This window comes from Niveispirillum sp., from assembly GCF_052437035.1.
Classification (GTDB): Bacteria; Pseudomonadota; Alphaproteobacteria; order Azospirillales; family Azospirillaceae; genus Niveispirillum.
The window spans coordinates 178,526-204,206 of the sequence record NZ_JBQVOH010000007.1; the positions used below are offsets into that span (position 1 = coordinate 178,526).

Genomic DNA, 25,681 nt, shown 5'->3' on the forward strand with positions numbered 1-25,681 from the left:
GCCCGCGCCCCTAAGCGCTTCACCGTGTGGCGGCGAAGCGTATTTCCATCGCATCCCAGAGGGTGGCTTCCAGGGCCGAACCGTCCAGGCGGTTGATCTCCTGAATACCGGTCGGGCTGGTGACATTGATCTCCGTCAGATAGTCACCAATCACATCGATCCCGACGAACAACAGGCCCTGCTGACGTAGGGTTGGGCCGATGGCCTCGCAAATTTCCTGCTCGCGCTTGGTCAGCACGGTCTTGCCCGCACTGCCGCCAGCATGGAAATTGGCCCGCGCCTCTCCATCTTGCGGGATGCGCGATACGGCCCCGGCGGGCTTGCCATCGATCAGGATGATGCGCTTATCGCCCTTGCGGATTTCCGGCAGGTATTTCTGCACGATGATCGGCTCGCGATAGAGCTGGGTGAAGGTTTCCAGCAGCGCACCCAGGTTCTCATCATCCGGTTTCACGTGAAACACACCGGAACCACCGTTGCCGAACAAGGGCTTAACGATAATGTCCTTCCATTCCGCACGCGCGGCCAACACCTCATCGCGCGACGAGGTGATGACGGTCGGGGGCATCAGGTCGGGGAAATGCGTGACGAACAGCTTTTCCGGCGCATTGCGGACGGCAGCCGGGTCATTCACCACCAGCGTCTTTGGATGGATATGTTCCAGCAGGTGGGTGGCGGTGATATAGGCCATGTCGAAGGGCGGGTCCTGGCGCATCAGCACCAGATCCATGGTCGACAGGTCGATCACCTCTGCGGCACCCATACTGTGATGATTACCGCGTTCGCGCCGCACCTGCATGGGCCGCACCTTGGCAAACAACTTGTTGCCACGCAGGGCCAGGTCGCGCGGATGGTAATGCCACAGGGCATGGCCACGGCGCTGCGCCTCCAGCGCCATCATGAAGGAACTGTCAGTATCGATATTGATGGACTCGATCGGGTCCATCTGGATGGCGACCTTCAGGGTCATGTCGGGTTGTCTCCGGCCAGCGGAAAGGAAGATGGCGGCAAGAAAGCATAAGCGCCGCGCCGACGCCATGCGCCGCATCACAGGGCAGGGGTTTAATTCAGACGGCCCCGAAGCTGCTTCAGCAGGCTGCGCGTATGGTCCAGCAGTTGGGGAGAGGCACCGCGTGCCTCACCAATACGCAGGAAATTCTCAAAGGCCTGGATGCCGGCCGTCAGCTTGCCCAGATGGGCATTCAACAGGCCGGATTCACGCCACAGGCCAATATGCTGGGGCGCGAACAGCAGCATATCCTCAATGACCGCCAGCGCCTTGTCGGGCTGATCCGTCGACAGGTGGCGGAGCTTCAGATTGTTCTGCAGGCGCAGAAGAACCTCACGGTTCGAGACCGGGGCGTAATGATCGGGTGTCAATTCGGATTCCAGACCCGCCGTCTGCTTCAGCATATCACGCAGTTCGCGCGGACCACGCGGAGAGGCACCGTCGAACGGATCGATGATCTGACGCCCGCCACCATGGTCCAGCCGCAGCAGGAAATGGCCCGGAAAGTTCAGGCCCAGCATGTCCCAACCCTGAGCCCGCGCCGCCGACATCAGCAGGATGCCAAGCGAGACCGGCAGGCCCCGGCGCCGGTCAATGACGCGAATCAGGTTGGCATTCTGCAAGTCTTCATAGGTTTCGCTGTCGCCGGCATAGCCATGCTGCGCCAGCAGCCGGCCCAGAGCCGTGACACGGTCGGGCAGTCCATCAGGCACATTCCGCATCAGGGCGCCCAGATCGGCGCCCAAGGCGGCCAGATGGGCGCGATAGGGGGTAAGATCGGTGGGGTGGTCCAGAACAGCCAGCGCCAGGGCCGCTTCCGCCACGTCAATATCACTGTCATCCGCCTCACCGAGGCGGCGCAGATAGTCCAGGGCCTGTTGGCGCGGCGTCACGGGCGGGAGGCTCGCTTGCTGGGGTCAACCGCGCTTCCCATAGCGCAGCCAGGGGCGGGGTGTCGAGCGGGAAGGAACGCCTGTCCGATTTGTTCTTCGTCCCTCTCGGGTCAGACCGGCGCATTGCCATGTTGCGCAGGTAAGGGCATTCGCCGTAGATAAACGCTCGTCCCGATATAAGGTTAAGGGGCGTTAACCAATAACCATGGTTTCTGGAACAGAGACGATGTCGATGACGACAACGGTCGCCAAGAATTTGGACAGCGAAGCCGCAGGCTCCCGCGTAAGGCAAACGCCCAAAAGCATTGCCACGCATCAGCGGATAATTGAGGCGGCCATCCGTTGCTTTCTGGATATCGGGTACCATCGCACCACCACGTCAGAGATCGCCAAGCAGGCGCGGGTGACGCGGGGCGCGGTGCAGTATTACTTCCCCACGACCCCGGAAGTGCTGCGCGCCACCGTCGATCACATCATCCAGCATTTCACGGCGGAATATCTGGCCGCCACGGCCAATGTCGCGCATGAGGGGCGGGAAGGGCTGGATCAGGGCATCGACGCGCTATGGCATGCCGCGCACAGCCCGCTCTGGACTGCGTGGAAGGAGTTGGAGGCCGCCGCCCGCACCGATGCGGAACTGGCCTCCATCATGGGTCCGGCCAAGGCCGCCTTTGCCGCACGCTGGGAACAAACGGCAAAGGACCTTTACGGCTCCTTCCTGGTGGCCGATCCGGTGAAGTTCGAGATGGGGCGACACCTAGCCTGGCAGTTCCTGCAGGCACTCGCCAGCAGCCGTTTTGCGCCCAGCGCCGAGGATAATGACGTTAAGGTCCGGCTGTTGACGGAGTTCAAGGTACTGATGCGGCAGTATTGGGGTCTGACAGGCTGAAGTCCGGGCTATTTTTCCAGGATTTTCAGCCCTGCCACACCGGCCAGGATCAGCAGAACACAGAAGATGCGGCCAGGATCGAACCCTTCGCGGGCCATGATCATGCCGGCCAGCACAGCACCAGCACTGCCGATCCCGGTCCAGACGGCATAGGCGGTACCCAGGGGCAGGCCGCGCATGGCCAGCGACAGCAGCCACAGGCTGATACCCAGACAGATAAGGGTCACAAGGGTGGGAAGGGGACGGGAGAAACCGTCACTGGCCTTTAAACCGACGGCAAAGCCGATTTCGAACAGGCCGGCGAACAACAGATAAACCCAAGCCATGGAGCATTCTCCATCGCGGAAGGGTCGTCCCCACCATCATCTAAAATCCGGCCAGGGTCGTCCCCGGCGGCCAGTATCGTGATGATACCGATATCTCTGCTGATATTGGGCAGGCGATCCCGCCCTGCAACCCGGCTTTGGGGCATGGCTTCTATGCCACTTCTGCCCAAAGTCGTAGGGAATCTCCAAGAAAACTGTTTGCGCAGAAAGACTTACCCTTGCGCGGGCGGCCCGGCTGGGGCAATCTTCCCTTGGTAAACAAGGTGGCCACAGGCCCTGACCTTCGGCTTGGCCGCCTGTCGGTGGCGGAAGGTCGGGTCCCGGAAGGCTCCACGTCCCAGGGGGGATTGACAGGCATGACCAAGTCGGAACTGATCCAGCGACTGGCCGAACGTAATCCGCATCTCTATCAGCGCGACGTGGAGAAGATCGTCACCACGATCTTTGATGAGATCACAGAGGCACTTGCCCGCGGCGACCGGGTCGAGCTGCGCGGCTTCGGTGCCTTTTCCGTAAAGCGCCGCGATGCCCGCACGGGCCGCAACCCGCGCACGGGCGAAAGCGTTGACGTCGATGAGAAGGTGATCCCCTTCTTCAAGACCGGCAAGCAGCTGCGTGAGCGTCTGAACACCGACGAATGATCGGACCCGATATCCGGGCATGAAAAACCCCGTCAGCCTGAATGGCTGACGGGGTTTTTCGTTTTTGCACCGGGTATAGCCGGTTCACAGAACCTGGCAGACATCCTCGAAATCGAACCGCGGGCTGCGGTCAAACAGGGTTCCAGGATCACCGTAACCCAGATTGCAGATGAAATTGACCTTGAAGCGGCCATCGGCAAAGAACTCGGCATTGACCTTACCCTGGTCGAAACCGGACATCGGGCCGCAATCCAGGCCCACGGCACGGGCCGCCAGCATGAAATAGGCACTCTGCAGGCTGCTGTTCCGGAACGCAGTCTCGAACGCCAGTTCGGGATTGGCGAACCAGGGACGTGCATCAACATGCGGGAACAGACGCGGCAGGTGCTCAGCAAACTGCGTGTCATAGGCCAGGATGGCCGTCACCGGCGCCGACATGGTCTTGGCCAGATTGCCGGCAGACAGGGCCGGGCGCAGACGTTCCTTTGCTTCTGCCGTCGTCAGGAAAACAATGCGCAGCGGGCAGCAATTGGCGCTGGTCGGACCCCAGCGTAGCAGATCATGGATCTGGCGCAGCGTATCATTGCTGACCAGCTTGTCGGTGAAGCTGTTGAAGGTACGGGCCGTGCGGAACAGCTGATCCAGCGCGGTATCGGAAAGCGGGTTGCTCATTCGTCACAATCCTTTGGCATGCGGGCCACTCATGTCCGTGATATCGGCCATCACAGCATGAGTGGCAAGCCACAAGACGCTATAGGACGGGACGAAAGGCGATTACCGGCGAAGACTGGCCGGAACGACCCCGTGATCGCGGGCCATTTCGGCACGCGTGCGGGGGCCCAGCACCTCTTCCATCTGATCCGCGCTCAACACCGCCCGGTCAAAATCGGCCAGGGAATTGACACGGATCAGGGAACGGATGGTACGGACATAATCCTCCCCCCGCTCCGAATAGGCACCCAGCGCATTGACCAGCATCAAGCCGTCAATGGGCTTGTCCTGCGTGCGCAGACTGGCGCGCATCTGACGGAACTGGGCATAGGCACGGTGGGTGTTGAGGTTATGGATATAGCTTTCCACGCTTCCCTTCGGATCATCGAAGGATTTGAAGCGGTGGGTTTCGCCCTGCCGGCGGTTACGGGGTACGATCCCCTCATCCTCCGCCTTGAAGGTCAGCTGCCCATAAAGCGCATTGCCCTTCTGGGCAAAGCGCGAGGTACCCCAGCCGCTCTCCTCCGCCGCCTGGGCCAGCGCCAGGGAGACGGGCACCACATCCACCCGCTGCAACAGGGCCTTGGTGTTGATCTCGCCATCGGCATTCAAGCCATAGCGCACAGCCACCTCCGCCAGCCAGCGTCGGTCCTGCGGTGCCAGAGCCTGGCCACCCTGCTTCACGGCATGCAGCCGGCGCAGCCGCTCGCGGTCCTGTTCAATACGCTCATTGGCCATCAGGATCAGCGGCAGCAGGGTCTTAACGAACAGCGCCTTGCGGTCGTCGCTGCTTTCCAACGAGGTCATACCCGTCGGAAGGTCGGTCAGAACCAGACGCGGCACCGCCGTTTCCCCGCTGCGTACCGCTTCGATCCGGTATTCGCGGGAATGAAACAGGTCAAGCGTGGCCTTGGCGTCCAGTTTGAAGGACGGGTCGTGGCGCGTCGTGGCGGATGCCATCTCCACCGTGAAGCCCGGATCCGGGCGCAGCACAGGCAGCAGGAATTCCCGCGCCGTCCGGTCCATGGACCGGCTGGAAGCGCTGATGAACACGGTGGAAGGCAGAATAACGGTGAGCAGCAGAAACAGGGCGGACATGCCCCATATGCGGGCAGCCGTAGCGCGGGGGCTATCAAAGCCCTCGTTCGCGTCTGTCAGCATGTTTTTTCAATCCCTTACAGTCCAAGCCGAAAGGACGGGTATCGCCGCCACATCATCATGGCGCGCGTCCGTCATTTTGCCGGAGCAAACTCCGCACTTTGGCCGTTGGCCCTGAATAAGGCCGGCCTAACAGTGTCAGAGGCAATCCCTGCGGCGGCCCCTTCCTGGGTTGCACCGCCGCCAGGGCATCATGCCGGTGGGGTCTAATTCCCCCGCAAAGGGGCCCCAACCCCCCGGCACGCCATCTGTACACGCATCATATCCCAACCCATTGCGACCGAATTGAGGCGCAATTCCGAGGTTGGAGAAGGAACCTTATCGGATTTGCTGCACCTCGACAACCTCGGGAATGTAATACCGAAGCATATTCTCGATGCCCGACTTCAGGGTCGCCGTGCTGCTGGGGCAACCGGCGCAGGCCCCCTTCATGGCCAGATAGACGACCCCGTTCTCAAAACCATGGAACGTTATGTCGCCGCCATCCTGGGCCACCGCCGGGCGCACCTTGGCGTCCAGCAGCTCCTTGATCTGGGCGACGATCTCATCGTCATCCTCGTTCACCTGATTGTCGTCCGCCTTGACCTGGGTCAAGACGGGCTTGCCGGTGGCGAAATGTTCCATGATGGCGCCCAGGATACCGGGCTTCATCACATACCAGTCGCGGCTGTCATCCTTGGTCACAGTGACAAAATCACCGGCCAGGAAAACCCGCGTCACGCCATCAACCTGGAAAAGCCTGTCAGCCAGGGGCGACCGAGCCGCGGCATCGGTCGCGTCGGTGAAATCGGCGGTACCGGTGCCCAGAACATCGCGGCCAGGCAGAAACTTCAGCGTGGCCGGGTTCGGGGTGTCTTCGGTCTGAATGAACATCGGTGATAATCCTGATCATGCCTCAGGGGCTTACCCCGAACTTGGGGCCAAAGCCCGGCATAATCAAGCCATGGTCTGCCCATGCATGGCAGCCACCGCCATGCGCTTGTGAGGGCAATGACCATGAGTATCGGGGCAAAGCCGCCGTCCAAAACCTGAACAGACACCGGCACGCCCCGCCAGGGCCTGACGCACCAGCGGCGCCAGATCAGCCCCTTCGGCCAGGGCCGGGCGGGCCAAGGTCAGCGACAGGATACCCGATGCCGCGGCCAGATCCCGCCATTCATCCAGATAATCGCCCCAGCCGGCGCGGACCAGCGGCCAGGGCGACAGAGGCAGGATGGACAGGGCCGGGCAGCGTGTCCGCCGGATGGCCTGTTCCACTGTCGGCAGGCCCGCATCATCAAAGCCCGTCACATCCAGCCGCGCCACATCAACCCGGCCTGCAGGCAGGTCCAGCAAGCGCGATAGCTCCGCCGCCAGGCGGTCCATCTGCCAGCCCAGCGGATCACCCCCGGACCAGCCCAGCCCCGGCATGACCAGCAGCAGCGATCCTGCCCCGCCCGGCACCATCACCTCCCGCGCGCGGGTCACCAGGGTTCGCAAAAGGGCAGGGTCAGTGGGATGGCAGCATAGGGTACTGGCCACGACATCCAGCCCTGCCGCCTTGGCGGCACGGTCCCAGGCCTGCAGCGCGATGCCATTCAGACCGCCGGAAAACAGCGGCGATGGCGGCAGCAAGACCAGACGGTCAGGCCGGAAGGCGGCAACATCATGGGCGATGGCGATGGGTGATGGCGGCGCGAACAGACTGGCGGTGAAGACCCGCACAACCCCTTCACCCCACAGGGCATTCTCCAACTCCGTACCCATCGGATCTTCCGCCGGGCTGGTCAGGTCATCCAAGAGGAAATGCCGGGCCATCCGCCGCGCACGCAGGCCCAGCAATGGCCGCATGGGCAGAGAGGGCGGGTCCTGTCGCTGCGCGGCCAGCAAGGCCTGCAGGTAAGGCAAAACCAGCCCATCTGCCGCCGGCTGGCCCGGCTGCATAAGAACGACGGCGATACGGTCCCGAAAGGAAGCTGTCACCACCGGCACACAAATTGTGGGATCGCGGAATCAATCCCTTGTGGCAGGTTTCCAGTCCCGGATCAACCCAGCCAAACGAGATACGTTTTCCGGCGGTGTTTCCTTGATAATCCCGTGACCCAAGTTGAAAATGAAGGGTCCGTTGCCAAGAGTTTCCAGCAGATCAAGGACGGCGCGGTCCATCTCCTCCCCGCCGGCGATCAGCAGGACAGGGTCCAAATTGCCCTGCACGGCGACCTTGCCCTGCAGGTGCTGGGCGGCCCAGGCAGCCGGCACACCAGGGTCCAGCGACACGGCGTCGACGCCCGTCTGCTCGACAAAGCTTTCCAGGTTCAGGCCGGCCATACGGGGGAAGCCGATGATGGGCGTGCCCGGATGCCGTTCCTTCAGCGCCGCCGTGATCCGCCGCGTCGGGGCCACGACAAAGCGCTGGAAATCGGCGGCGGACAGGGCACCGGCCCAGCTGTCAAACAACTGCACCAGTTCAGCGCCGGCCTTGATCTGCATCGACAGATATTCAACCGTCGCTTCGACCAGGATGTCGATCAGCCGGTTAAAGCCGACAGGGTCAGTATAGGCGAAGCGCTTCACATGCGCATATTCCTTCGATCCACCCCCTTCAACCATGTAGCAGGCGACGGTCCAGGGCGAGCCGGCGAACCCGATCAGGGCCGTCCGTTCATCCAGGGAGGCCCGAATGCGTGACACCGTCTCGTACACGGGTGCAGCTTTCCGGTGAAGCCCGTCCAGATCCAGCTTCAGCAGGCCTTGCTGGTCCCGGATGGCGTCGAGCACCGGGCCTTCACCTTCCGCGAACCGCAAACCCTGTCCCAGAGCGTGCGGGATGATCAGGATGTCAGAGAACAGAATGGCCGCATCCATGCCATAACGGCGCAGCGGCTGCAGCGTCACTTCACAAGCCAGCTCTGGGTTCATGCACAGGTCCAGGAAGCCGCCGGCCTGTGTCCGCACCTGCCTATATTCGGGCAGATACCGCCCTGCCTGCCGCATCAGCCAGAAGGGCGGCGGCGTTTGGGGCACGCCGGCCAACGCGGCCAGCATCTTCTTTTGCGGAACGGCGGAGGTAGCGGTCATGTATCCAACCCAGGTCACGAATGCAGAGCGTGCCAAACCTTATCCCAACCCCTCTCTTAAAACTTAACTTTTTTATAGAAAGGATTGAGGAGGTAGTGGGTCCTGTGGATAACGGGAATTCATATTTGTCCGCATTTTTGTCCACAATCCGAGTGCATCGCGCAGGGTGTGGAAAAAAATTGTGGAAAACTTTATGGAGTTTGCTGCAAGAGGCGCGGAAATGCTGGTTTCCCAGGGATCATTGCGATATGGGGACAATCCATCTGGCCCACCCGATTCGTCCTTGATTCTCAGGCAAACAAGCAGAGTTAATCCCAGATCGGGCAGCAGGGCAGATAAGTACGGGCTTGCCAGGGATGGAAAAGCCCGGCTACGCCTTTTGTGCCCGTTCACGCACATCCGTCCCCGACATATCCCCAGGAGCGGTCCACAGGATGCACCCCGGCGATCATCATGGTGGCCATATCAAGCCACCGTCCGTACCCAGGAACTTCCACCTGCATCTGGTTTCCGATGCGACGGGGGAGACGATTAATTCCGTTGCCCGCGCCTGCGTCAGCCAGTTCGATCAGGTGCACCCGGTCGAGCATTTCTGGAATCTGGTTCGCACCGAACGGCAGCTGGACATGGTGCTGGAAGGTATCCGGGAGCATCCGGGTCTGGTGATGTTCACCCTGGTGAATGAGAAACTGCGCCATAAGCTGCAGGATACCTGCCGGGAACTGGGCATCCCCAGCATCTCCGTCCTGGACCCGCTGATCAATGCGCTGGGTAATTATCTGGGCCTGCAGAGCCAGTCGAAGCCGGGGCGCCAGCATGCCCTGACCGCCGAATATTTTGGCCGCATCGACGCCATGGATTTTGCCCTCAATCATGATGATGGGCAAAGCGCCTGGGGCCTGCATGATGCTGACGTGATCCTGGTGGGTGTCAGCCGGACATCGAAGACGCCGACCTGCATCTATCTGGCCAATCGCGGCATCAAGGCCGCCAATATCCCCTATGTGCCCGGCTGCCCCCTGCCGCCGGAGCTGGATCAACTGACCCGACCCCTGATCGTGGGTCTGACCAAGGACCCTGAACGGCTGGTACAGATCCGGCGCAACCGTCTGAAACTGCTGAACCAGGGCGACGACACCTCCTACACCGATCCCGAACGCGTGCGGGAGGAGTTGCTGGAGGCCCGGCGCCTGTTCACGCGCAAGGGCTGGGCTGTCATCGATGTCTCCCGCCGGTCGATCGAAGAAACGGCGGCGGAGGTGATGATGCTGTTCGCCCGCCGCCGGCCACAGGCGGCTGCGGCCATCGACAGTATCAAGGGTGATGAATGATGCCGGCCTCTTTGACGACTGAACCTATCATTCTGGCCTCTGCCAGCGCCTCACGCCGCCGCATGCTGGAAGCAGCGGGGGTAGAGGTGCATGCCGAAGCGGCCCGTGTGGATGAGGAAGAGATCAAGCTGTCCGGAAAGGCCGCCGGCATGAAGCCGCCGGAGGTGGCGGAAGCGCTGGCTGATCTGAAAGCCTCCAAGCTGGCGCGCAAATATGTTGGCGCCTATGTCGTAGGCGGCGACCAGATGCTGGAATGCGACGGTCGCTGGTTCGACAAGCCGGTGGACCGGGCCGACGCCGCCAGCCATCTGCGCCTGCTGTCGGGGCGCACACACACGCTCTATTCCGCTGTGGTCGTGTTCCATAATGGCACCCGCGTCTGGCACCATATCGACCATGCCACCCTGACCATGCGCGCCCTGTCTGACGCCTTCATCGACCGTTACCTGGATGCCGCCGGTGATGCCGTTCTGTCCTGTGCCGGCTCATATCAGGTGGAAGGGCTGGGCGCGCAGTTGTTCAACAAGGTGAAGGGTGATCATTTCACCATTCAGGGTCTGCCACTGCTGCCGCTGCTGGATTTCCTGCGCGTGCGCAAGCTGTTGCCGGCCTGACAGGAGAGTATCTGAATGTTGACGGGGAAGGGGCTGATCGCCGGGGTCATGGGCTGGCCCATCGGTCATTCGCGCAGCCCGCTGCTGCATGGGTTCTGGCTGCGCCATTATGGGATCGACGGTGCCTATGTGCCGCTGGCCGTACCGCCGGATCGGGCCGAACAGGCCATCCGTGCCTTGCCCGCCATGGGATTTCGCGGCTGCAACGTCACCATCCCGCACAAGGAAGTGGCGTTCCGCATCGTTGACCGGCTGGACAGCAGCGCGCGGCGCATCGGCGCCGTCAACACCATCATCGTGGCTGATGATGCAACCTTGGAAGGCCGCAATACCGATGGGTTCGGCTTCTGGGAAAATCTGGTTGCCACCGCACCGGCCACTTGGTCCGTGACACGTGGCCCGTCGGTGGTGCTGGGGGCCGGTGGTGCGGCGCGGGCCGTCGTGGTGGCGCTGCTGGATGCGGGTGCGCCGGAAATCCGGCTGCTGAACCGTACCCAGGCACGGGCCGCCGAAATCGCCGCCGATCTGGGCGATCCGCGCATCAAGGTCGGGGCCTGGGATGGGCGCGATGCGGCGCTGGATGGGGCCGTGCTGCTGGTCAATTCCACCAGCCAGGGCATGAATGGCTATCCCCCTCTGGAAATTAACCTGTCGGCCCTGCCGACCGAGGCCATCGTCACCGATATCGTCTATGTCCCGCTGGTGACGCCCTTGCTGGCCGCCGCTGCGGCGCGGGGCAATCCTGTCGTGGATGGGCTGGGCATGCTGCTGCATCAGGCCCGACCCGGCTTTCACGCCTGGTTTGGCACCGATCCGCAGGTGACAGACGATCTGCGCCGCTTCGTTCTGGACCCGCGATGATCATTCTGGGCCTGACCGGTTCCATCGGCATGGGAAAATCCACGGCGGCCAGCATGTTGCGCCGCCTGGGCTGTCCCGTCCATGATGCCGATGCCAGCGTCCACCGGCTTTATGCAAGGGGCGGCAAGGCGGTCCCGGCCATCCAGGCTCTGTTTCCCGATGCTGTGAAGAATGGGGCCGTCGACCGTGCCGCCCTGGCCGCCGCCGTTCTAGGCAAACCGGAAGCCCTGAAACGGCTGGAGGCGGCGGTGCATCCGCTGACCCGTGCGGATGCCGATGACTTCCTGAAACGCTGTGCCCGGCGTGGTGTGCGGGTGGCCGCCATGGACATCCCGCTTCTCTATGAAACGAAGGGGCAGCGGCGGGTGGATGCCGTGATCGTGGTGACGGCACCCGCCTGGCTGCAGCGTCAGCGCGTGCTGGCCCGGCCCGGCATGAATGCCGCGAAACTGGCCAATATCCTGGCCAGGCAGGTGCCGGACGCGGAAAAACGCCGGCGGGGGGATTTTGTCGTGCCTACAGGTTTGGGCCGGCGCTTGACGCTGCTGCACCTGCGCCGCATCGTGGCGGCCGTGAAACAGCGTCAGGGCCGCGTCTGGTCGCCCGTTCGAAAGGTTTGATGGCAATGCGCGAGATCGTGCTGGATACCGAAACCACCGGCATCGACCCGTTGAACGGCGACCGCATCGTCGAAATCGGCTGTGTGGAACTGTTCAACCATATCGCCACGGGACAGCACTACCACACCTACCTGAACCCCGAACGCGACATGCCGGCAGAAGCCGAAGCGGTACATGGCCTGTCAGCTACTTTCCTGTCTGACAAGCCGGTCTTTCCCGCCGTGGTCGGGGATTTTCTGGATTTCATCGGCGATGCGCAGCTGGTGATCCATAATGCCACGTTCGATATCGGCTTCCTGAACATGGAACTGGTGCGGATCGGCATGCCGAAGCTGATCAATCCGGTCGTCGATACCGTGAAGATCGCGCGCAAGCGCTTTCCCGGTGCGCCGGCCAGCCTGGACGCGCTTTGCCGCCGGTTTGAGATCGACAATTCCAACCGCACCCTGCACGGCGCCCTGTTGGACAGCCAGTTGCTGGCCGAGGTCTATCTGGAACTGATGGGCGGGCGTCAGCCGGATCTGGTGCTGGCCGGCGGACCCGTGGCAACGCAGCCCGGGCTGGATGCGGGTCCTGCCCGGATTACCCGCACCGCTCGTCCGCCGCGCCCGCACGCGCCCCTGCCCGACGAACTGGCCGCACACGAGGCCTTTGTGAAAGGGCTGAAGAACGCCGCCTGGCTGGCTTGACGGCCCCTCAATCGCCGGGCGGGCGCATCCGCGCCCTTGGCTACGCCGCATGAGCGGCGCGGCGGTAGTCACCGCCGTACCAACGGTCAGAAGGTCTGACCGTTGGTATATTCCCGGATTGGACCCCGATGTTTCATGTGAAACACGGGTATGGTTGTAGCGTCCCACGATAACAAGAATGGAACAGCGATCCATGCGTCACCGCCTTTCCCGTCGTCAGTTGCTGGCCGGTTCGGCTGGTCTGGCGCTTGCTGCTGCAACCCCGCTGCCCGCCTTTGCGCAGGGTCTGCCAGGCCCCCTGTCGCTGACCGATGCGGCCAAGCCGAAGAACAAGGGGGACGCTGCCGCCCTTCACGCCTTCTTCGCAGAAGTGTATGAGGCCGACCTGTCCCTGTCGCCCGAAACCCAGACGCAGCGCGGTCGCAAGACCGGTTATGACCGTTGGGATGATGGCAGCGACGCCTTTGCCGAGGCATCCGTTGCCCGCACCCGTCAGGCGCTGGATCTGCTGCGCCAGGGTTGGGATGCCGGGCAGCTTGGCGCCACCGACCGGCTGAATTTCCGCCTGTTCGAGGCGCAGTGCGAGGCGGAGATCGAGGCGCATCGCTGGCGCAATCACCGCTATCCGATCAACCATCTCTATGGCCGGCACACCGGCATCCCCAGCTTCCTGGCCAATCAGCACCGGATTGATGATGTCTCCGACGCGCGGGCCTATCTGGCGCGTCTGAACGGCGTGTCGGCCGTCATCCAGAATGTCATCCGGCGCGGGGAGGATGCGGCCGCGCGCGGCGTGGTGCCGCCCAAATTCTCGCTCGCCAAGATGCGGCCCGATATCCGCTCCGTCATCACCGGTGCCCCGTTCGACCAGGGCCCGGACAGCGCGCTTTATGCCGATTTCAAGAAGAAGGTCGGCGCCCTGTCCATCGCGCAGGGTGAGAAGGACAAGCTGGTGGCCGAGGCCGCCCGTATCCTGACCACCAAGGTCAAGCCCGCCTATGAGGCGCTGGACACCGCCGTGGCCAAGCTGGAGGCGGCGGCCACTCATGATGATGGTGTCTGGAAGCTGCCGGATGGCGATGCCTATTACCGGTTCTGCGTGAAGAACAGCACCACCACCGACATGAGCCCGGATCAGATCCACGAACTGGGCCTGAAGCATGTGGCGCTTCTGCAGAAGGATATGCAGGGCATCATGCGGCAGGTGGAATTCCATGGCACCCTGCAGGAATTCTTCGAACATCTGCGCAATGATCCGAAATTCTATTTCAATGGCGATGAGGAAGGCCGTGCCGCCTATCTGGCCCATTGCGAGAAACTGATCGCGGATTATTCCAAGCGTCTGGACGAATGGTTCATCACCAAGCCCAAGGCGCCCGTCATCGTGAAGCGGGTCGAACCCTATCGTGAGAAATCGGCCCCGCCGGCCTTCTATAACCCGCCCTCGCCCGATGGATCGCGGCCCGGCATCTTCTACGCCAACCTCGCCAATATGCGGGAAATGGCGAAATGGCAGGCCGATGCCATCGTCTATCACGAGGCGATCCCCGGCCATCACATGCAGATCGCCATTTCCCAGGAACTGGGCGATGTGCCGGATTTCCGGCGCTACAGCTTCTTCGGCGCCTATATCGAGGGCTGGGGCCTGTATGCCGAACGCTTGCCCAAGGAATATGGCTTCTACCAGGACCCCTACGCCGATTTCGGTCGCCTGACGACACAGGTCTGGCGGGCCGTGCGGCTGGTCGTGGATAGCGGCATCCATGCCAAGCGCTGGACCCGTGAACAGGCCATCGATTATTTCGTGGCCAACACACCGCTGAACCGGGAGCAGGTGATCCGCGAGATCGACCGCTACATCGTCAATCCCGGTCAGGCCACCAGCTATTATGTCGGCATGCTGAAGATCCTGGACCTGCGCGATCGGGCGAAACAGGCGCTGGGGGCGAAGTTCGACCTGCGCGCCTTCCATGATCTGGTGCTGCGCACCGGGGCGGTACCGTTGGATGTGCTGGGTGAACAGGTTGAGGCTTGGATCAAGAAAGCCTGATCCGGATGGTGGCGGTTGACGATCCCGTCGTCTGCCGCCACCATGCCCATCTCGCACTGCAACATGGATGGCGTCCCCATGACCCGGCTGATCCCCGCCCTTCTGGCTTTCCTGCTGCTGCTGGCGCCGGCGCGGGCGGAATTGCTGGATGCCACACCGCGCACCGCCGTGATGTCGGCCTTCGCGCCCGAACTGGTCACCCTGCTGGCCAGCACCAAGGATAAGAGGGTGATTTCCGTGCATGGCGTGGATTTCACGCTGGGCACATTGGCGGGCCGCCCGGTGGTTCTGGTCCTGTCAGGCGTCAGCATGGTGAATGCCGCCATGACGACGCAGATGCTGCTGGACCGGTTCAAGGTCGACGCCCTGCTGTTCAGCGGCATTGCCGGCGGTCTTGACCCGCATCTGCATATTGGTGACGTGGCCGTGCCCCGCCGCTGGGGCCAGTATCTGGAAAGCCATTTCGTGCGCGAAGGCGCGGATGGAACCCTGAAGCCCGTGCCCTGGGCCAGCCTGCCCTATCCCGCCTATGGCGTGATCCAGCCGTCGAACGCCTATGTCCGCGTACCCGGCAAGGCCGAACCAATCCGTAAATTCTGGTTCGAGGCGGATGCAGGCCTGATGGCCCTGGCCGAGAAGGCGGTGGCCGGGGTGAAGCTGGATAAATGCGCTGCAAACAAGACCTGTCTTGAGACAAGCCCCAAGATTGTCATGGGCGGCGACGGGGTGTCGGGTCCCGCCTTCATGGATAATGCCGGCTGGCGTGCCTATTTGAACGGCACCATCGGGGCCAAGGTGGTGGATATGGAAAGTGCCGCCGTGGCGCTGGTCGCCGAACAGAATGGCGTGCCCTACATCATCTTCCGGTCCGTATCCGATCTAGCCGGTGCCGACCCCGATGAAAACCGCATCCCCACCTTCATGGCGCTGGCCTCCAGCAACGCCGCCAAGCTGGTGACGGCGATGCTGGAGGCGATGCGGTTCAGCGCGCCGCCTGCTCCATGAAGGTCGCCATTTCGATGTCCAGTCGGCTGATGCCGCCGACATCGTGGGTGTTCAGCGTGACGTCGACGCGGTTATAGACATTGAACCATTCGGGATGGTGGTCGATCTTGTCGGCCAGAATGGCGACGCGCGTCATGAAGCCGAACGCCTCGTTGAAGTCCTTGAAACGGAAGGTCTTCACAATGGCGGCCTGATCGGCGCGCAGGGTCCAGCCGGGCAGGGTGCCCAGGGACGCCGTCACGGCATCATTATCCAGTTTCGGCGGGCGGCCTGTTTGGGCTTGCGTCATCTCTTCCTCCTGATCAGGATTTGTTGGCCTGTAGGTGGACCGGGGCGGCGGCGGCGTCAAGCCGCCATCGCCCATCCAACCCCTTTGCCCTGACCGGTATCCCATGACCTCGCTTCGCCGCTTCACCACCGCTCCCACCCTGGCCGAGATGGAAATCATCGCCGCCCGCGCGGCGGAGGCCATTCCCGACGCCCTGCGCAGCCATGTTCGCAATGTCCTGATCCGGGTGGAGGATTTCCCCGACGAGGAGACGGAGCGCGAAATGGGCCTGGAAAGCCCGTTTGATCTGCTAGGTCTCTACCATGGTGTGGGCATGCCCTGGCAGAGCGTGACGCAGCCGCGCCTAGAACCGGACCTGATCTTCCTCTATCGCCGGCCCATCCTGGATTATTGGTGCGAGACGGGAGAGGACCTGGATCATCTGGTTCGCCATGTCCTGATCCATGAGATCGGGCATCATTTCGGCTTCAGCGATGCCGATATGGAGGCTTTGGAGGCGGAGGTTGAGTAATCAACGCTCGCAGCATGCCCTCCGCATTTCTGAAGTACGGGCCGACTATTCATAAGGCCTGACGCTGACTTCCCATAAATCGGGCCAGGAATTCTGGAATCCCGGGGAAACCAAGATGCGTGCCAGCCGTTGTTTGGCGGCCATCAGAAATGATCCAAAGGCCGCGCACCGGGAGAGATGCGCCCCTGGCCGGTCTCGCCTGCGTACCGTCCGCTGGTCACCGACCACTGCAACTTACCCATGATTGATTTTGATTGATCTGGTCATATGACGTGACATATAGGTTTATGTGTCTGCATATTGATTTATGCCGACATGTCCCGTTCATGTCCAGTGGGGAGGCACCCGTGCCGCCGCGTTCAAAGCGTTTCTCCGGTGAAGACCTGCCCGATGGCAGCAGCACCCTGGTCATCCGCAACGTCGTCGTTCTGGGCAAGCGCACCAGCCTGCGCATGGAACCGGAAATGTGGGACGCGCTGTCGGATGTCGCGGTGCGTGAAGGACATAACGTCCACGACATCTGCACTCGCATCGTGGAGAAGAAGCCCGCCGCCGCGTCCCTGACGGCGGCGATCCGGGTTTTCCTGGTGAACTATTACCGGCTTGCCGCGACGGAAGAGGGTCATGCCAGGGCAGGGCACGGGCAGGGCAATGCCGACATCATCGTCGCCGCCCTGTCTATGTATAACCCGCCGGCTGCCCCGGTGGGATGACTACTAGAAGATGAATAAATAATAGTGTAGGCGGTCTATTTTCCGGCTTGGACGAAGCAGGTGCAGGTGCCGTGGGCATAAAGTTTGCCATCGTCGCGGCCCACCACCCGGCCCTCGGCCAGCATCAGGGTACGACCGGCATTGATCACCTTGCCTTCCACCCGCACCATGCCGGCATCACGCAGGATGGGGCGCAGGAAGCTGACTTTCAGGTCCACGGTGCCGTAGCCGGCCCCGGCGGGCAGCATGGTATGGACCGCACAGCCCATGGCACTGTCCAGCAGCGTGGCCGCGAACCCGCCATGGACGGTGCCCAGCGGGTTCAGCACATGGTCGCCCGGCTCCCCTTCAAACACCACGCGGCCTTCCTCCACCTCGCCCAGCAGCAGGCCCATGCCCAGGGTCGCGGCCATGCTGGGCGCCGGCAGGTCGCCGCGCGCGATCATCCGGATGATCTCGATCCCCGGCAGGCGGGTCAGCAGGGCAGGGTCCAGGGGGCGGGCGTCCCAGTCATAGGTGCGGCTGCGGCGGGTCATGTCGGCATCCATCAGGGTTAAGCATAAAAAGAACGAACGGTCGTATTATACGTGACGAACAGGTTGGGTCAACCATTCCCGGAACACATCGCTTCGCCGCATTGTGGAGCGGTATTCTCTAGCGTAGGGTGCAGATAACAAAATCACCAATGCCGGTTTTCGGGGCCAACGACCAATGACCAACACGAGCACGCCCGCCCGCGATGTGGAGTTCCTGCGCAAGGAATTCCAGCTTCACCGTCAATGGCTTGACGGCAAGGGCGGTCGGCGCGCTGAACTGGCCTTCCAGGACCTGTCGGGCCTGACGCTGAAGGGCGCGCGTCTGGCGGAGGCCAAGCTGGCCGGGGCCAACCTGTCGGGTTGCAACCTGGAAGGTGCGGATCTGGCCCGTGCCGATCTGTTCGGCGCCGATCTGGAAGGGGCGGAACTGACCAGCGCTAACCTGTCGGGTGCCGACCTGCGCGGCGCAAATCTGCACCGCGCCACCCTGAACGACGTCATTCTGCGTGGCGCCGATTTCCGGTCGGGCACGCTGTCCGATAGCAGCGGGGCCACCAAGCGTGATGGCGCCGCCGTCCTGACGGAGGCGCGGCTGGAACGTGCCATCCTGTGTTCGGCGAAGCTGACGGGATGCGACCTGACGGGTGCGGACCTGATGGATGCTGATCTGGCCGGGGCCGACCTGTCGAAATGCGTGATGCTGGGCGTCGATTTGACGGGCGCCAATCTGATGGGCGCGCAGCTGGCGGGTACCATGGTGGACAGTGAGATGCTGTCGCGCGGCAAGCATCTGCCCGAAGGTGTGACCACCATGATCGCCTCACCCAGCCGGCGGCGCATTCCGTCGGCGGAGCTGTCGGCCATGATCGACGCCCATGAACAATGGATCGAAACTGGCGGGGCCAAGGGCGCACGCCTGGATCTGGACATGGCGGAACTGGACCCGCTGGTCCTGCATGGCCGCAACCTGGCCGGTGCCCGCCTGCGCCGCTGCCGTCTGGTTGCCGCCGATTGGGCCGATAACCGGCTGGAAATGGCCGATCTGTCCTATAGCGACCTGACGGAGGCTGTGCTGGACGGGTCTGTTCTGTCGGGAGCCACCTTGCGCCGGGCCAACCTGTCGGGTGCGCATCTGGCCGGCGTGGACCTGACGGCCAAGACCTTGTCGGGAGGGCGCAGCTGGCCCGCCAATCTGGACGGCGCCATCCTGCGCGGTGCCGACCTGACCAATGCCATCCTGTCCGGGGCTATCCTGCGCAAGGCCGATCTGGCGGGCGCCATCGTCACCGGCGTCAATATGCGTGGCGCCGATCTGGCGGGCGCCACCCGCGCCGGCGATGGCGATGCCAAGCAGCGCCGCCGCCTGCGCCGTTTCGTGCAGCCGCCCCTGGCCGTGGGCAGCCGCAAGGGAACGGCCCGCACCCGCAACTGGTCCTTCGGCGGGATGGCCATCGATGCCGATCCCGCCCTTTATCAGGAAGGTGAACTGGTCACGCTGCTGGTGGCCGCCCCGGGGGCGGGTGACCCGGTTCCGGTGCAGGCGCGGGTCATGGCGCTGGACGCCGCCACCCGTTCCGTGTCAGTGAAATTCGAGCCGCTGACGCCCGAGCTGAAGACCTATCTCAACGGGCTGGTGGCGCCGCGTTATCGCTTGGCCTGAGGGTTTGCCATGCCGCCGCTGTTTTCGTCCCTGACGTTGCTTGATGGGGTGGCGTTCATCTGGTTCGTGCTGCTTTGGTGGGGCTATGGCTGGCTGACCGACCGCCGCCAGGGGTCACCCACCAGCCTGAACCAGCATATGCTGCGCATCCGCATCCGCTGGATGACCAACATGCTGTACCGGGACAACCGGGTGATGGACAGCATGCTGATGGGCCACCTGATCCACAGCGTCTCCTTCTTCGCCTCCACCACGGTCCTGGTGCTGGCGGGTCTGCTGGGCGTGCTGGCCTCATCCGACAGTGCCTATAAGGTGGTGATGGAACTGGGTTTCACGAACCCCACCGACCGGACGGTGTTCGAGGCCAAGTTGCTGCTGCTGCTGGCCATCTTCGTCTACAGCTTCTTTTCCTTCACCTGGGCCGTGCGGCAGTTCAACTACACGATCGCGCTGATCGGTGGTGCGCCGCTGGATCCGGGGGAAGAGGCGCTGACGACTGCCAAGGCGGCGGCCAAGATGATGACGCTCGCCATCACCAGCTTCAATCGCGGCCTGCGTGGCTATTACTACGCTTTCGCCAGCCTGGGCTGGATGATCCACCCCTATGCCTTCATCGCGCTGGTGGCGCTTGTCACCTACGTCCTATGGCGTCGTCAGTTCCGCTCCGCCGCCTTCGACGCCGTCGCCCGCTATTCCGCGCACGGCATGGGCGAGCGGCCGGTGGGCGGAAAAAGCCAGGGTGGGATGTGAGGGCAGGGGAAGGGGATATTGAACTATGTCCGATGGCCTGAATATTCCAGTTTCTGAGAAAATGCTTAAAGATATAGGTAGTGCAATAGTACATTGGACTTACTTGGAGATGCTCCTTGATTTAATTATCTGGAGGATCCTGAACATCGATTCAAAACATGGGGTATTAATCACTGGTCGACTCGACTCAAGGCCGAAATGTGAAATGTTATTTTCTCTTATTAACATGAAGGAAAGGCCTAAAGAAGAAATTGATAAACTTAGGTTAGCAATTAAATCTGTGAGCGATGCTTCTGGTGATAGGAACCTTTTGGCGCATGCCGCAATAGTTAAAGAAGACGAAAATCACGAAATTCATCTATTGACTTTTCGAGGAAAGAATGCCGGGAAAAGGAACCCGGTTAATGAAAAAATAATCGAAGCAATGTCTGAAAGAATAAAAAATGCACGTACCTCACTTTGGCAGTGGGCTATTAATTATGGGTATTTAGATATAGAGTTTAGATAACCAAATAAACTTATTAATGTTTTGCGAATTTTACCCATAACGCCGCCCAGCCTCAATGGTCAGGCCCAGGCCGACGGCGCCAAACTTGTCGCCTTCAACGATCCGGGCCTCGGGCACGGCACCCGTGATGGCGCTGCGCACGGCGGGCAGCAGGGTGGAACCGCCGGTCAGGAAGATGGCATCCACCTGATCCCCGCGTAAGCCCGCCTGACGCAGGCAGTCTTTGGTCATGGCCGCCAGCCTTTCCACCGGATCGGCCACCGCATTCCCCAGACGCCCGCGGGTGGACGGCGCCTCCAGACCCTTTTCGACCAGTGACAGGTCGATGTCGTGGGTGTTCGATCCCGACAGGGCGATCTTTGCCTCTTCGACCTTCATGGCCAGCGCATGGCCCAGATGCTCCTCCAGCACTGTGACCAGCCGGCGGATCAATTGCGGGTGCTTTGCCTCCTTCACCAGCCGTTCTACATCGGTCAGAACAGCGGGGCTGTAGAGGAAGTTGATCTTGGCCCAGGTGGCCAGATCGACATAAAGATGATTGGGCGTCAGCAGCCCCTGGCGCAGCAGGGGGGAGCGGTAGCCCAGATGCGGCATCACCGCCTCCAGGCTCAACAGCCGGTCGAAATCGGTACCGCCGATGCGTAGACCGTCATTGGCCAGGATGTCATCGGCGCGTTCCGCCCGCCGAGCCCTATCCGGCCCGATGCGTACGATGGAAAAGTCCGATGTACCGCCGCCGATATCGGCGATCAGGGCGATCTGTTCGGCATTGATCTGTGCCTCATAGGCCAGCGCCGCCGCGATTGGTTCATATTGAAAACTGACATCAGCAAAGCCGCTGGCCCGTGCAATGTCGGCCAGGGCGTTTTCCGCCCGCTGATCGGCGGCGTCATCGCCATCCACGAAATGCACAGGGCGGCCATGGACCACATGGGTCAGTTCCCGGCCGCAACGCCGCTCACCCTCTTCCTTGATATGGCGAATGACCAGGCCGATGACCTCGCGGAAGCCCACGCGGCGGCGGCCCAGCAATGTTTCTTCATCAATCAGGCTGGTGCCCAGCACGGATTTGATGGATCGCATCAGGCGCCCATCGCCACCCGCTACATAGGCATTGATGGCCGCGCGGCCAAAGGCGGGGCGGTGGGTCTCGAAATCGAAGAAAATGGCACTGGGCAGCGTCTCATGGTCGCCTTCCAGCGCCAGCATGCGGCTGCCCGCCTCATCCGCCACGCCCAGCGTGGAATTGGAAGTGCCGAAATCCAGCCCGCACGCCACCATGATCCTGAACCCTTCAATCCGGCAAAAGGGGCGAGGTTGTAAGAGGCGGGGCCGGTCGCGTCAAGCACCTATCGACTCGGAATAAGGAAAGATGCGTAAAAGGAAGCAGGAAAGCCGGGGCTTTGCGCCCACCCCTTCGACCATTATGCTACGGCTCCCTGATCCCGTCGTTCCGTTCGGTGCCCATGACCCCGTTTGGCAACCGTGTCCGCCAGCTCCGTGCCGAAAAAGGCGTCAGCCTGAAGCAGATGGCGGATGAGCTTGAAATCTCCTCGGCCTACCTGTCGGCGCTGGAACATGGGCATAAGGGCCTGCCGTCACCCATGCTGCTGCGTCAGATCTGCACCTATTTCGGGTTGATCTGGGACGCGGCGGAGGAGGTGGAGCGGCTGGCGGCTTTGTCCGATCCGCGCATTACCGTGGATACGGCGGGCCTGACACCTGACCATACGCTGGTCGCCAACCTTCTGGCGCGCGATATTGCGCGGCTGACCCCGGCACAGCTATCGGCGCTGCTACGGCTGCTGGGCCGAGAACAGGCGGCCTTGACGCAGGTATAAGGCGCATTTATCGAATGAGTATGTCCATCCCCCTCGCCTTGGCGCGCGGGATGGTCCATATGTTGGCGGATCATTCGCCATGAGAACCGGATCGGAGACGACGGACATGCCATCCCGCCTCGAACAGCTTTGCGTCCAGAAGGGCCTGAAGATGACTGAACAGCGCCGCGTCATCAGCCGCGTGCTGTCGGACAGCCAAGACCATCCGGATGTCGAGCAGGTTTACCGGCGGGCCGTGGAGATTGATCCGCATATCTCCATCGCCACCGTCTATCGCACCATGCGCCTGTTCGAGGAAGCCAATGTCATCGAACGGCTGGATTTTGGCGATGGCCGCGCCCGCTATGAAGAGGCGCGCGAGGAACATCACCACCATCTGATCGATGTGCAGACGGGCGACGTGGTGGAGTTTTCCAGCGAGGAGCTGGAGAAGATCAAGGAGAAGATCGCCGATGAGCTGGGCTATCGCCTGATAGGTCACCGCCTGGAACTGTATGGGGTGCGCAAGGACCGTCCCATCGTGGAGCGAACATATGTTCCCGGTGGCCACGGCTCCAAGGTCTGACCCGATGGGCCGGGACATTCCCAAGGAATTTCTGGGCCAGCCCTGTGCGGACCATCCGGCGGCGGGCAGTGGCGATTGCTGCCGTTCCGCCGTCACCCGCGCCTATCGCGAAATGCGGTCGCGTGGTGTGCCGGATACGCATTGCCTGGACGTCGCCATGGCAGTCTATCAGTGGCACCACCCGGAAGCGGAGGCCGTATCAAGTGCGGCCATCGTCGGATCCTGGGTTCTGGGCCAGACCCGGCACTGAGGCTGGGTCACACTTCAATGAATTCCTGGTCCTGAACCGCGTGTCAGAGCAGCGTATTCAGGACCATCGCGATGAAGGCTGCGACGGACAGGACCGTGGCGGCTTCGATCGCGCTGACACCGTCCTTCAGGAAGGCACCGAAACCGGACAGGACTTCATCAGCGTCATGGGCGGCGGCGTTGATATAGGCGGACATGGGGTTTCTCCTTGATCTCGATAATGTCGGGGGGAAGGTGTCGTTGGCTTACAGCATCACATGCAGGCTGAGCGTCATCAGGGCGCCGATGGCCAGAACGGCGACCGCTTCGATCATGTCGGCGGCGGTCGGCAGCGAGGCGAAGAAGCTTTCCACGATGTTGTCATCGGCGGCTTCGATCTGGTTCGTCAGGCTGGTCATCTTCATCTCCGTGGGTTCATGTCTTTCGATGACCCTGTATCAGCAAAGACTGTGCCAACCGGTATTTTTGCATATTCTGGAAAATATACGGGCACATTGAGAGCAAATTTGGCTATAAAGTGACAGAAGAAGCCAAATGATGGCGGATCGGTGACGGGGCCATCGCGATGATTGTTCGAAAATGAACAGGGACGGGTGCCGGACTGTCCGCCAATGGACGTTTGCCCCAACAGTGCCGCCCAATCGCCCGAACGGCGTGATGCAACCCTGTCATGCATTGGCATGGGGGCGTTTGTCCGCTGCCTTTCGCCCCAGAGGCCATTCAGGAAATTCGAAGGGGTGGCATGAAGCGCCCTCAGAATCTGGACAAACCCTGCCGTTCATAGCAGCCTGAACCCAAGAAAAAGGCCCCCGCACTGCTGTCGTGCGGGGGCCTCAATCTTACAGAAGTGTCAGGCCGCCGGCATGTCTGCCGTCGGCGCTTCCGGTCACTCGCCAAACACGCGGCGGAAGATCGTGTCCACATGCTTGGTGTGGTAGCCCAGGTCGAAGGCGTCGTCGATGGCGGCCTCCGTCAGGTGCTTCATCACCTCGGCGTCGGATTTCAGCATGGTGCGGAAATCCTTGCCTTCCAGCCAGACCGGCATGGCATTGCGCTGTACGGCGCGATAGGCGTCTTCGCGGCTCATCCCCGCCTGGGTCAGGGCCAGCAGCATGCGCTGCGAATTATGCAGGCCGCCCAGCATGTCCAGGTTCTTCTGCAGGTTCTCCGGATAGACCACCAGCTTGTCGATCATGCCGGTGGCGCGGGCCAGGGCGAAATCCAGGGTCACGGTGGCGTCGGGGCCGATCATGCGCTCGACGGAGGAGTGCGAGATATCTCGCTCATGCCACAGGGTGACATTCTCCAGCGCCGGGGTGACATAGCCGCGTACGATACGGCTCAGGCCCGACAGGTTTTCCGACAGCACCGGGTTGCGCTTGTGCGGCATGGCGCTGCTGCCCTTCTGGCCGGGCGAGAAATACTCTTCCGCCTCGCGCACTTCGGACCGCTGCAGATGGCGGACTTCGGTCGCCAGATTGTCCAGGCTGGCGGCGATCACGCCCAGGGTCGCGAAGAACATGGCATGGCGGTCGCGAGGGATCACCTGGGTGGAATGCGGCTCCACGGTCAGGCCCAGCTTTTCGGCCACATATTCTTCCACGAACGGGTCGATATTGGCGAAGGTGCCGACGGCACCCGAAATAGCGCAGGTGGCAATCTCGGCCCGGGCGGCCAACAGGCGCGTCTTGTTACGGGCAAAGGCTGCGTAGTGGCCGGCCAGCTTCACGCCGAACGTCGTCGGTTCGGCATGGATGCCGTGGCTGCGGCCAATGGTGGCCGTGTACTTATGTTCCAGCGCGCGGCGCTTCAGAGCGTCCAGCAGCTTGTCCAGGTCAGCCAGCAGCAGGTCGGCAGCCTGAGTCATCTGCACCGCCAGACACGTATCCAGCACGTCAGAGCTGGTCATGCCCTGGTGGACGAAGCGTGCCTCCGGCCCGACATGTTCGGCCAGGTTGGTCAGGAAGGCGATGACGTCATGTTTGGTCTCGCGCTCGATCTCATCAATGCGGTCGATCTCCCAGGCGCCGCGGTCCCACACGGCCTTGGCGGCGTCCGCCGGGATCACGCCCAGCTTGGCCTGCGCGTCGCAGGCATGGGCTTCAATCTCGAACCAGATGCGGAACCGGTTCTCCGGGTCCCAGATGCGGGTCATTTCGGGGCGGGAGTAGCGGGGGATCATGTCGGTCGGCCCTGGCGCGTGGA

General features: G+C 62.2%; 31 protein-coding genes. 17 read left to right on the forward strand and 14 right to left on the reverse strand.

Features of this window, described 5'->3' with window-relative positions:
* Positions 1-19 precede the first annotated feature (19 nt).
* The gene (gshB, locus tag ACT6Q8_RS17950) at positions 20-970 is read right to left on the reverse strand and encodes a glutathione synthase (RefSeq protein WP_054168032.1); all 951 of its coding nucleotides are present in this window, start codon (positions 968-970) and stop codon (positions 20-22) included.
* Positions 971-1,062: 92 nt separating this feature from the next.
* Positions 1,063-1,902, reverse strand: a complete 840-nt coding sequence (locus ACT6Q8_RS17955) for a SirB1 family protein (protein ID WP_054168031.1) — start codon at positions 1,900-1,902, stop codon at positions 1,063-1,065.
* 226 nt (positions 1,903-2,128) lie between these two features.
* Here ACT6Q8_RS17955 and ACT6Q8_RS17960 point away from each other — a divergent pair, with 226 nt between their 5' ends.
* The gene (locus ACT6Q8_RS17960) at positions 2,129-2,791 is read left to right on the forward strand and encodes a TetR/AcrR family transcriptional regulator (protein WP_054168030.1); all 663 of its coding nucleotides are present in this window, start codon (positions 2,129-2,131) and stop codon (positions 2,789-2,791) included.
* A gap of 8 nt (positions 2,792-2,799) precedes the next feature.
* On the opposite strand, the gene ACT6Q8_RS17965 is transcribed toward ACT6Q8_RS17960, so the two are convergent.
* Positions 2,800-3,117 carry a DMT family transporter gene (locus ACT6Q8_RS17965; RefSeq protein ID WP_444733513.1) on the reverse strand — a complete coding sequence of 106 codons (318 nt, stop codon included), beginning with the start codon at positions 3,115-3,117 and terminating at the stop codon, positions 2,800-2,802.
* A 356-nt stretch (positions 3,118-3,473) separates the two neighbouring features.
* On the opposite strand from ACT6Q8_RS17965, the gene ihfB reads away from it, so the two are divergent.
* Positions 3,474-3,758: an integration host factor subunit beta gene (gene ihfB / locus ACT6Q8_RS17970; RefSeq protein WP_054168028.1), complete on the forward strand. Its 285-nt coding sequence runs from the start codon at positions 3,474-3,476 to the stop codon at positions 3,756-3,758.
* An 84-nt stretch (positions 3,759-3,842) separates the two neighbouring features.
* On the opposite strand, the gene ACT6Q8_RS17975 is transcribed toward ihfB, so the two are convergent.
* From ACT6Q8_RS17975 to hemE, 5 genes are all read right to left on the reverse strand, one after another.
* Positions 3,843-4,430 (reverse strand): malonic semialdehyde reductase, encoded by a 588-nt coding sequence (locus ACT6Q8_RS17975; RefSeq protein ID WP_444733512.1) that lies wholly within the window; start codon positions 4,428-4,430, stop codon positions 3,843-3,845.
* Positions 4,431-4,532: 102 nt separating this feature from the next.
* On the reverse strand, positions 4,533-5,567 hold the full coding sequence (locus ACT6Q8_RS17980; protein ID WP_054168026.1) for a glucosaminidase domain-containing protein: 1,035 nt from the start codon (positions 5,565-5,567) through the stop codon (positions 4,533-4,535).
* 378 nt (positions 5,568-5,945) lie between these two features.
* Entirely contained in the window at positions 5,946-6,500 is a 555-nt protein-coding gene (locus ACT6Q8_RS17985) for a NifU family protein (RefSeq protein ID WP_054168025.1), read from the reverse strand.
* A gap of 63 nt (positions 6,501-6,563) precedes the next feature.
* The gene (locus tag ACT6Q8_RS17990) at positions 6,564-7,589 is read right to left on the reverse strand and encodes a ferrochelatase (protein ID WP_444733511.1); all 1,026 of its coding nucleotides are present in this window, start codon (positions 7,587-7,589) and stop codon (positions 6,564-6,566) included.
* A 30-nt stretch (positions 7,590-7,619) separates the two neighbouring features.
* Positions 7,620-8,684, reverse strand: coding sequence for a uroporphyrinogen decarboxylase (gene hemE / locus ACT6Q8_RS17995; RefSeq protein ID WP_444733510.1), 1,065 nt, complete (start codon positions 8,682-8,684; stop codon positions 7,620-7,622).
* Between the two features lie 434 nt (positions 8,685-9,118).
* Between hemE and ACT6Q8_RS18000 the strand changes: the two genes are divergently transcribed.
* From ACT6Q8_RS18000 to ACT6Q8_RS18030, 7 genes are all read left to right on the forward strand, one after another.
* Positions 9,119-10,015: a pyruvate, water dikinase regulatory protein gene (locus ACT6Q8_RS18000; protein ID WP_054168022.1), complete on the forward strand. Its 897-nt coding sequence runs from the start codon at positions 9,119-9,121 to the stop codon at positions 10,013-10,015.
* Between the two features lie 11 nt (positions 10,016-10,026).
* Positions 10,027-10,629: a Maf family protein gene (locus ACT6Q8_RS18005; protein WP_444733509.1), complete on the forward strand. Its 603-nt coding sequence runs from the start codon at positions 10,027-10,029 to the stop codon at positions 10,627-10,629.
* Positions 10,630-10,644: 15 nt separating this feature from the next.
* Positions 10,645-11,490, forward strand: a complete 846-nt coding sequence (locus ACT6Q8_RS18010; protein ID WP_444733508.1) for a shikimate dehydrogenase — start codon at positions 10,645-10,647, stop codon at positions 11,488-11,490.
* Positions 11,487-12,110: a dephospho-CoA kinase gene (gene coaE, locus ACT6Q8_RS18015; protein WP_054168019.1), complete on the forward strand. Its 624-nt coding sequence runs from the start codon at positions 11,487-11,489 to the stop codon at positions 12,108-12,110. The genes ACT6Q8_RS18010 and coaE overlap by 4 nt, the downstream gene beginning before the upstream one ends.
* A 5-nt stretch (positions 12,111-12,115) precedes the next feature.
* Positions 12,116-12,799, forward strand: coding sequence for a DNA polymerase III subunit epsilon (gene dnaQ / locus ACT6Q8_RS18020; RefSeq protein WP_444733507.1), 684 nt, complete (start codon positions 12,116-12,118; stop codon positions 12,797-12,799).
* A 193-nt stretch (positions 12,800-12,992) separates the two neighbouring features.
* Positions 12,993-14,849 carry a DUF885 domain-containing protein gene (locus ACT6Q8_RS18025; protein WP_444733506.1) on the forward strand — a complete coding sequence of 619 codons (1,857 nt, stop codon included), beginning with the start codon at positions 12,993-12,995 and terminating at the stop codon, positions 14,847-14,849.
* Positions 14,850-14,927: 78 nt separating this feature from the next.
* Complete coding sequence (locus tag ACT6Q8_RS18030) at positions 14,928-15,854, forward strand: 5'-methylthioadenosine/S-adenosylhomocysteine nucleosidase (RefSeq protein ID WP_444733505.1); 927 nt, start codon at positions 14,928-14,930, stop codon at positions 15,852-15,854.
* On the opposite strand, the gene ACT6Q8_RS18035 is transcribed toward ACT6Q8_RS18030, so the two are convergent.
* Positions 15,832-16,143 (reverse strand): 4a-hydroxytetrahydrobiopterin dehydratase, encoded by a 312-nt coding sequence (locus tag ACT6Q8_RS18035; protein ID WP_054168016.1) that lies wholly within the window; start codon positions 16,141-16,143, stop codon positions 15,832-15,834. The genes ACT6Q8_RS18030 and ACT6Q8_RS18035 overlap by 23 nt on opposite strands.
* Positions 16,144-16,246: 103 nt before the next feature.
* Between ACT6Q8_RS18035 and ACT6Q8_RS18040 the strand changes: the two genes are divergently transcribed.
* Together ACT6Q8_RS18040 and ACT6Q8_RS18045 are read left to right on the forward strand one after the other, a co-directional pair.
* Positions 16,247-16,654, forward strand: a complete 408-nt coding sequence (locus tag ACT6Q8_RS18040; protein ID WP_054168015.1) for a metallopeptidase family protein — start codon at positions 16,247-16,249, stop codon at positions 16,652-16,654.
* Between the two features lie 347 nt (positions 16,655-17,001).
* Positions 17,002-17,367 (forward strand): ribbon-helix-helix domain-containing protein, encoded by a 366-nt coding sequence (locus ACT6Q8_RS18045; RefSeq protein WP_444733504.1) that lies wholly within the window; start codon positions 17,002-17,004, stop codon positions 17,365-17,367.
* Positions 17,368-17,402: 35 nt separating this feature from the next.
* On the opposite strand, the gene ACT6Q8_RS18050 is transcribed toward ACT6Q8_RS18045, so the two are convergent.
* Positions 17,403-17,903 carry a PaaI family thioesterase gene (locus tag ACT6Q8_RS18050; protein ID WP_054168157.1) on the reverse strand — a complete coding sequence of 167 codons (501 nt, stop codon included), beginning with the start codon at positions 17,901-17,903 and terminating at the stop codon, positions 17,403-17,405.
* 175 nt (positions 17,904-18,078) lie between these two features.
* On the opposite strand from ACT6Q8_RS18050, the gene ACT6Q8_RS18055 reads away from it, so the two are divergent.
* From ACT6Q8_RS18055 to ACT6Q8_RS18065, 3 genes are read left to right on the forward strand one after another with little or no spacing between them, the layout of a single operon-like run.
* Positions 18,079-19,563, forward strand: coding sequence for a pentapeptide repeat-containing protein (locus ACT6Q8_RS18055; protein ID WP_054168013.1), 1,485 nt, complete (start codon positions 18,079-18,081; stop codon positions 19,561-19,563).
* A 9-nt stretch (positions 19,564-19,572) separates the two neighbouring features.
* Positions 19,573-20,313 carry a DUF599 domain-containing protein gene (locus tag ACT6Q8_RS18060; protein ID WP_054168012.1) on the forward strand — a complete coding sequence of 247 codons (741 nt, stop codon included), beginning with the start codon at positions 19,573-19,575 and terminating at the stop codon, positions 20,311-20,313.
* A gap of 25 nt (positions 20,314-20,338) precedes the next feature.
* Complete coding sequence (locus ACT6Q8_RS18065) at positions 20,339-20,821, forward strand: hypothetical protein (protein ID WP_444733503.1); 483 nt, start codon at positions 20,339-20,341, stop codon at positions 20,819-20,821.
* A 30-nt stretch (positions 20,822-20,851) separates the two neighbouring features.
* Here ACT6Q8_RS18065 and ACT6Q8_RS18070 read toward each other — a convergent pair whose 3' ends face one another.
* Positions 20,852-22,102, reverse strand: a complete 1,251-nt coding sequence (locus tag ACT6Q8_RS18070) for an Hsp70 family protein (protein ID WP_054168011.1) — start codon at positions 22,100-22,102, stop codon at positions 20,852-20,854.
* A 185-nt stretch (positions 22,103-22,287) separates the two neighbouring features.
* Between ACT6Q8_RS18070 and ACT6Q8_RS18075 the strand changes: the two genes are divergently transcribed.
* From ACT6Q8_RS18075 to ACT6Q8_RS18085, 3 genes are all read left to right on the forward strand, one after another.
* Positions 22,288-22,662: a helix-turn-helix domain-containing protein gene (locus ACT6Q8_RS18075; RefSeq protein ID WP_054168010.1), complete on the forward strand. Its 375-nt coding sequence runs from the start codon at positions 22,288-22,290 to the stop codon at positions 22,660-22,662.
* A gap of 106 nt (positions 22,663-22,768) precedes the next feature.
* Positions 22,769-23,227 (forward strand): Fur family transcriptional regulator, encoded by a 459-nt coding sequence (locus ACT6Q8_RS18080; RefSeq protein WP_054168009.1) that lies wholly within the window; start codon positions 22,769-22,771, stop codon positions 23,225-23,227.
* Between the two features lie 4 nt (positions 23,228-23,231).
* Entirely contained in the window at positions 23,232-23,477 is a 246-nt protein-coding gene (locus ACT6Q8_RS18085) for a hypothetical protein (protein WP_102112566.1), read from the forward strand.
* A gap of 43 nt (positions 23,478-23,520) precedes the next feature.
* On the opposite strand, the gene ACT6Q8_RS18090 is transcribed toward ACT6Q8_RS18085, so the two are convergent.
* The 3 genes from ACT6Q8_RS18090 to purB form a co-directional block, all read right to left on the reverse strand.
* On the reverse strand, positions 23,521-23,673 hold the full coding sequence (locus ACT6Q8_RS18090) for a hypothetical protein (protein WP_156344586.1): 153 nt from the start codon (positions 23,671-23,673) through the stop codon (positions 23,521-23,523).
* A 48-nt stretch (positions 23,674-23,721) separates the two neighbouring features.
* Positions 23,722-23,874 carry a hypothetical protein gene (locus tag ACT6Q8_RS18095; protein ID WP_156344585.1) on the reverse strand — a complete coding sequence of 51 codons (153 nt, stop codon included), beginning with the start codon at positions 23,872-23,874 and terminating at the stop codon, positions 23,722-23,724.
* Positions 23,875-24,362: 488 nt separating this feature from the next.
* On the reverse strand, positions 24,363-25,658 hold the full coding sequence (gene purB / locus ACT6Q8_RS18100) for an adenylosuccinate lyase (RefSeq protein ID WP_444733502.1): 1,296 nt from the start codon (positions 25,656-25,658) through the stop codon (positions 24,363-24,365).
* Between the last annotated feature and the right edge of the window lie 23 nt (positions 25,659-25,681).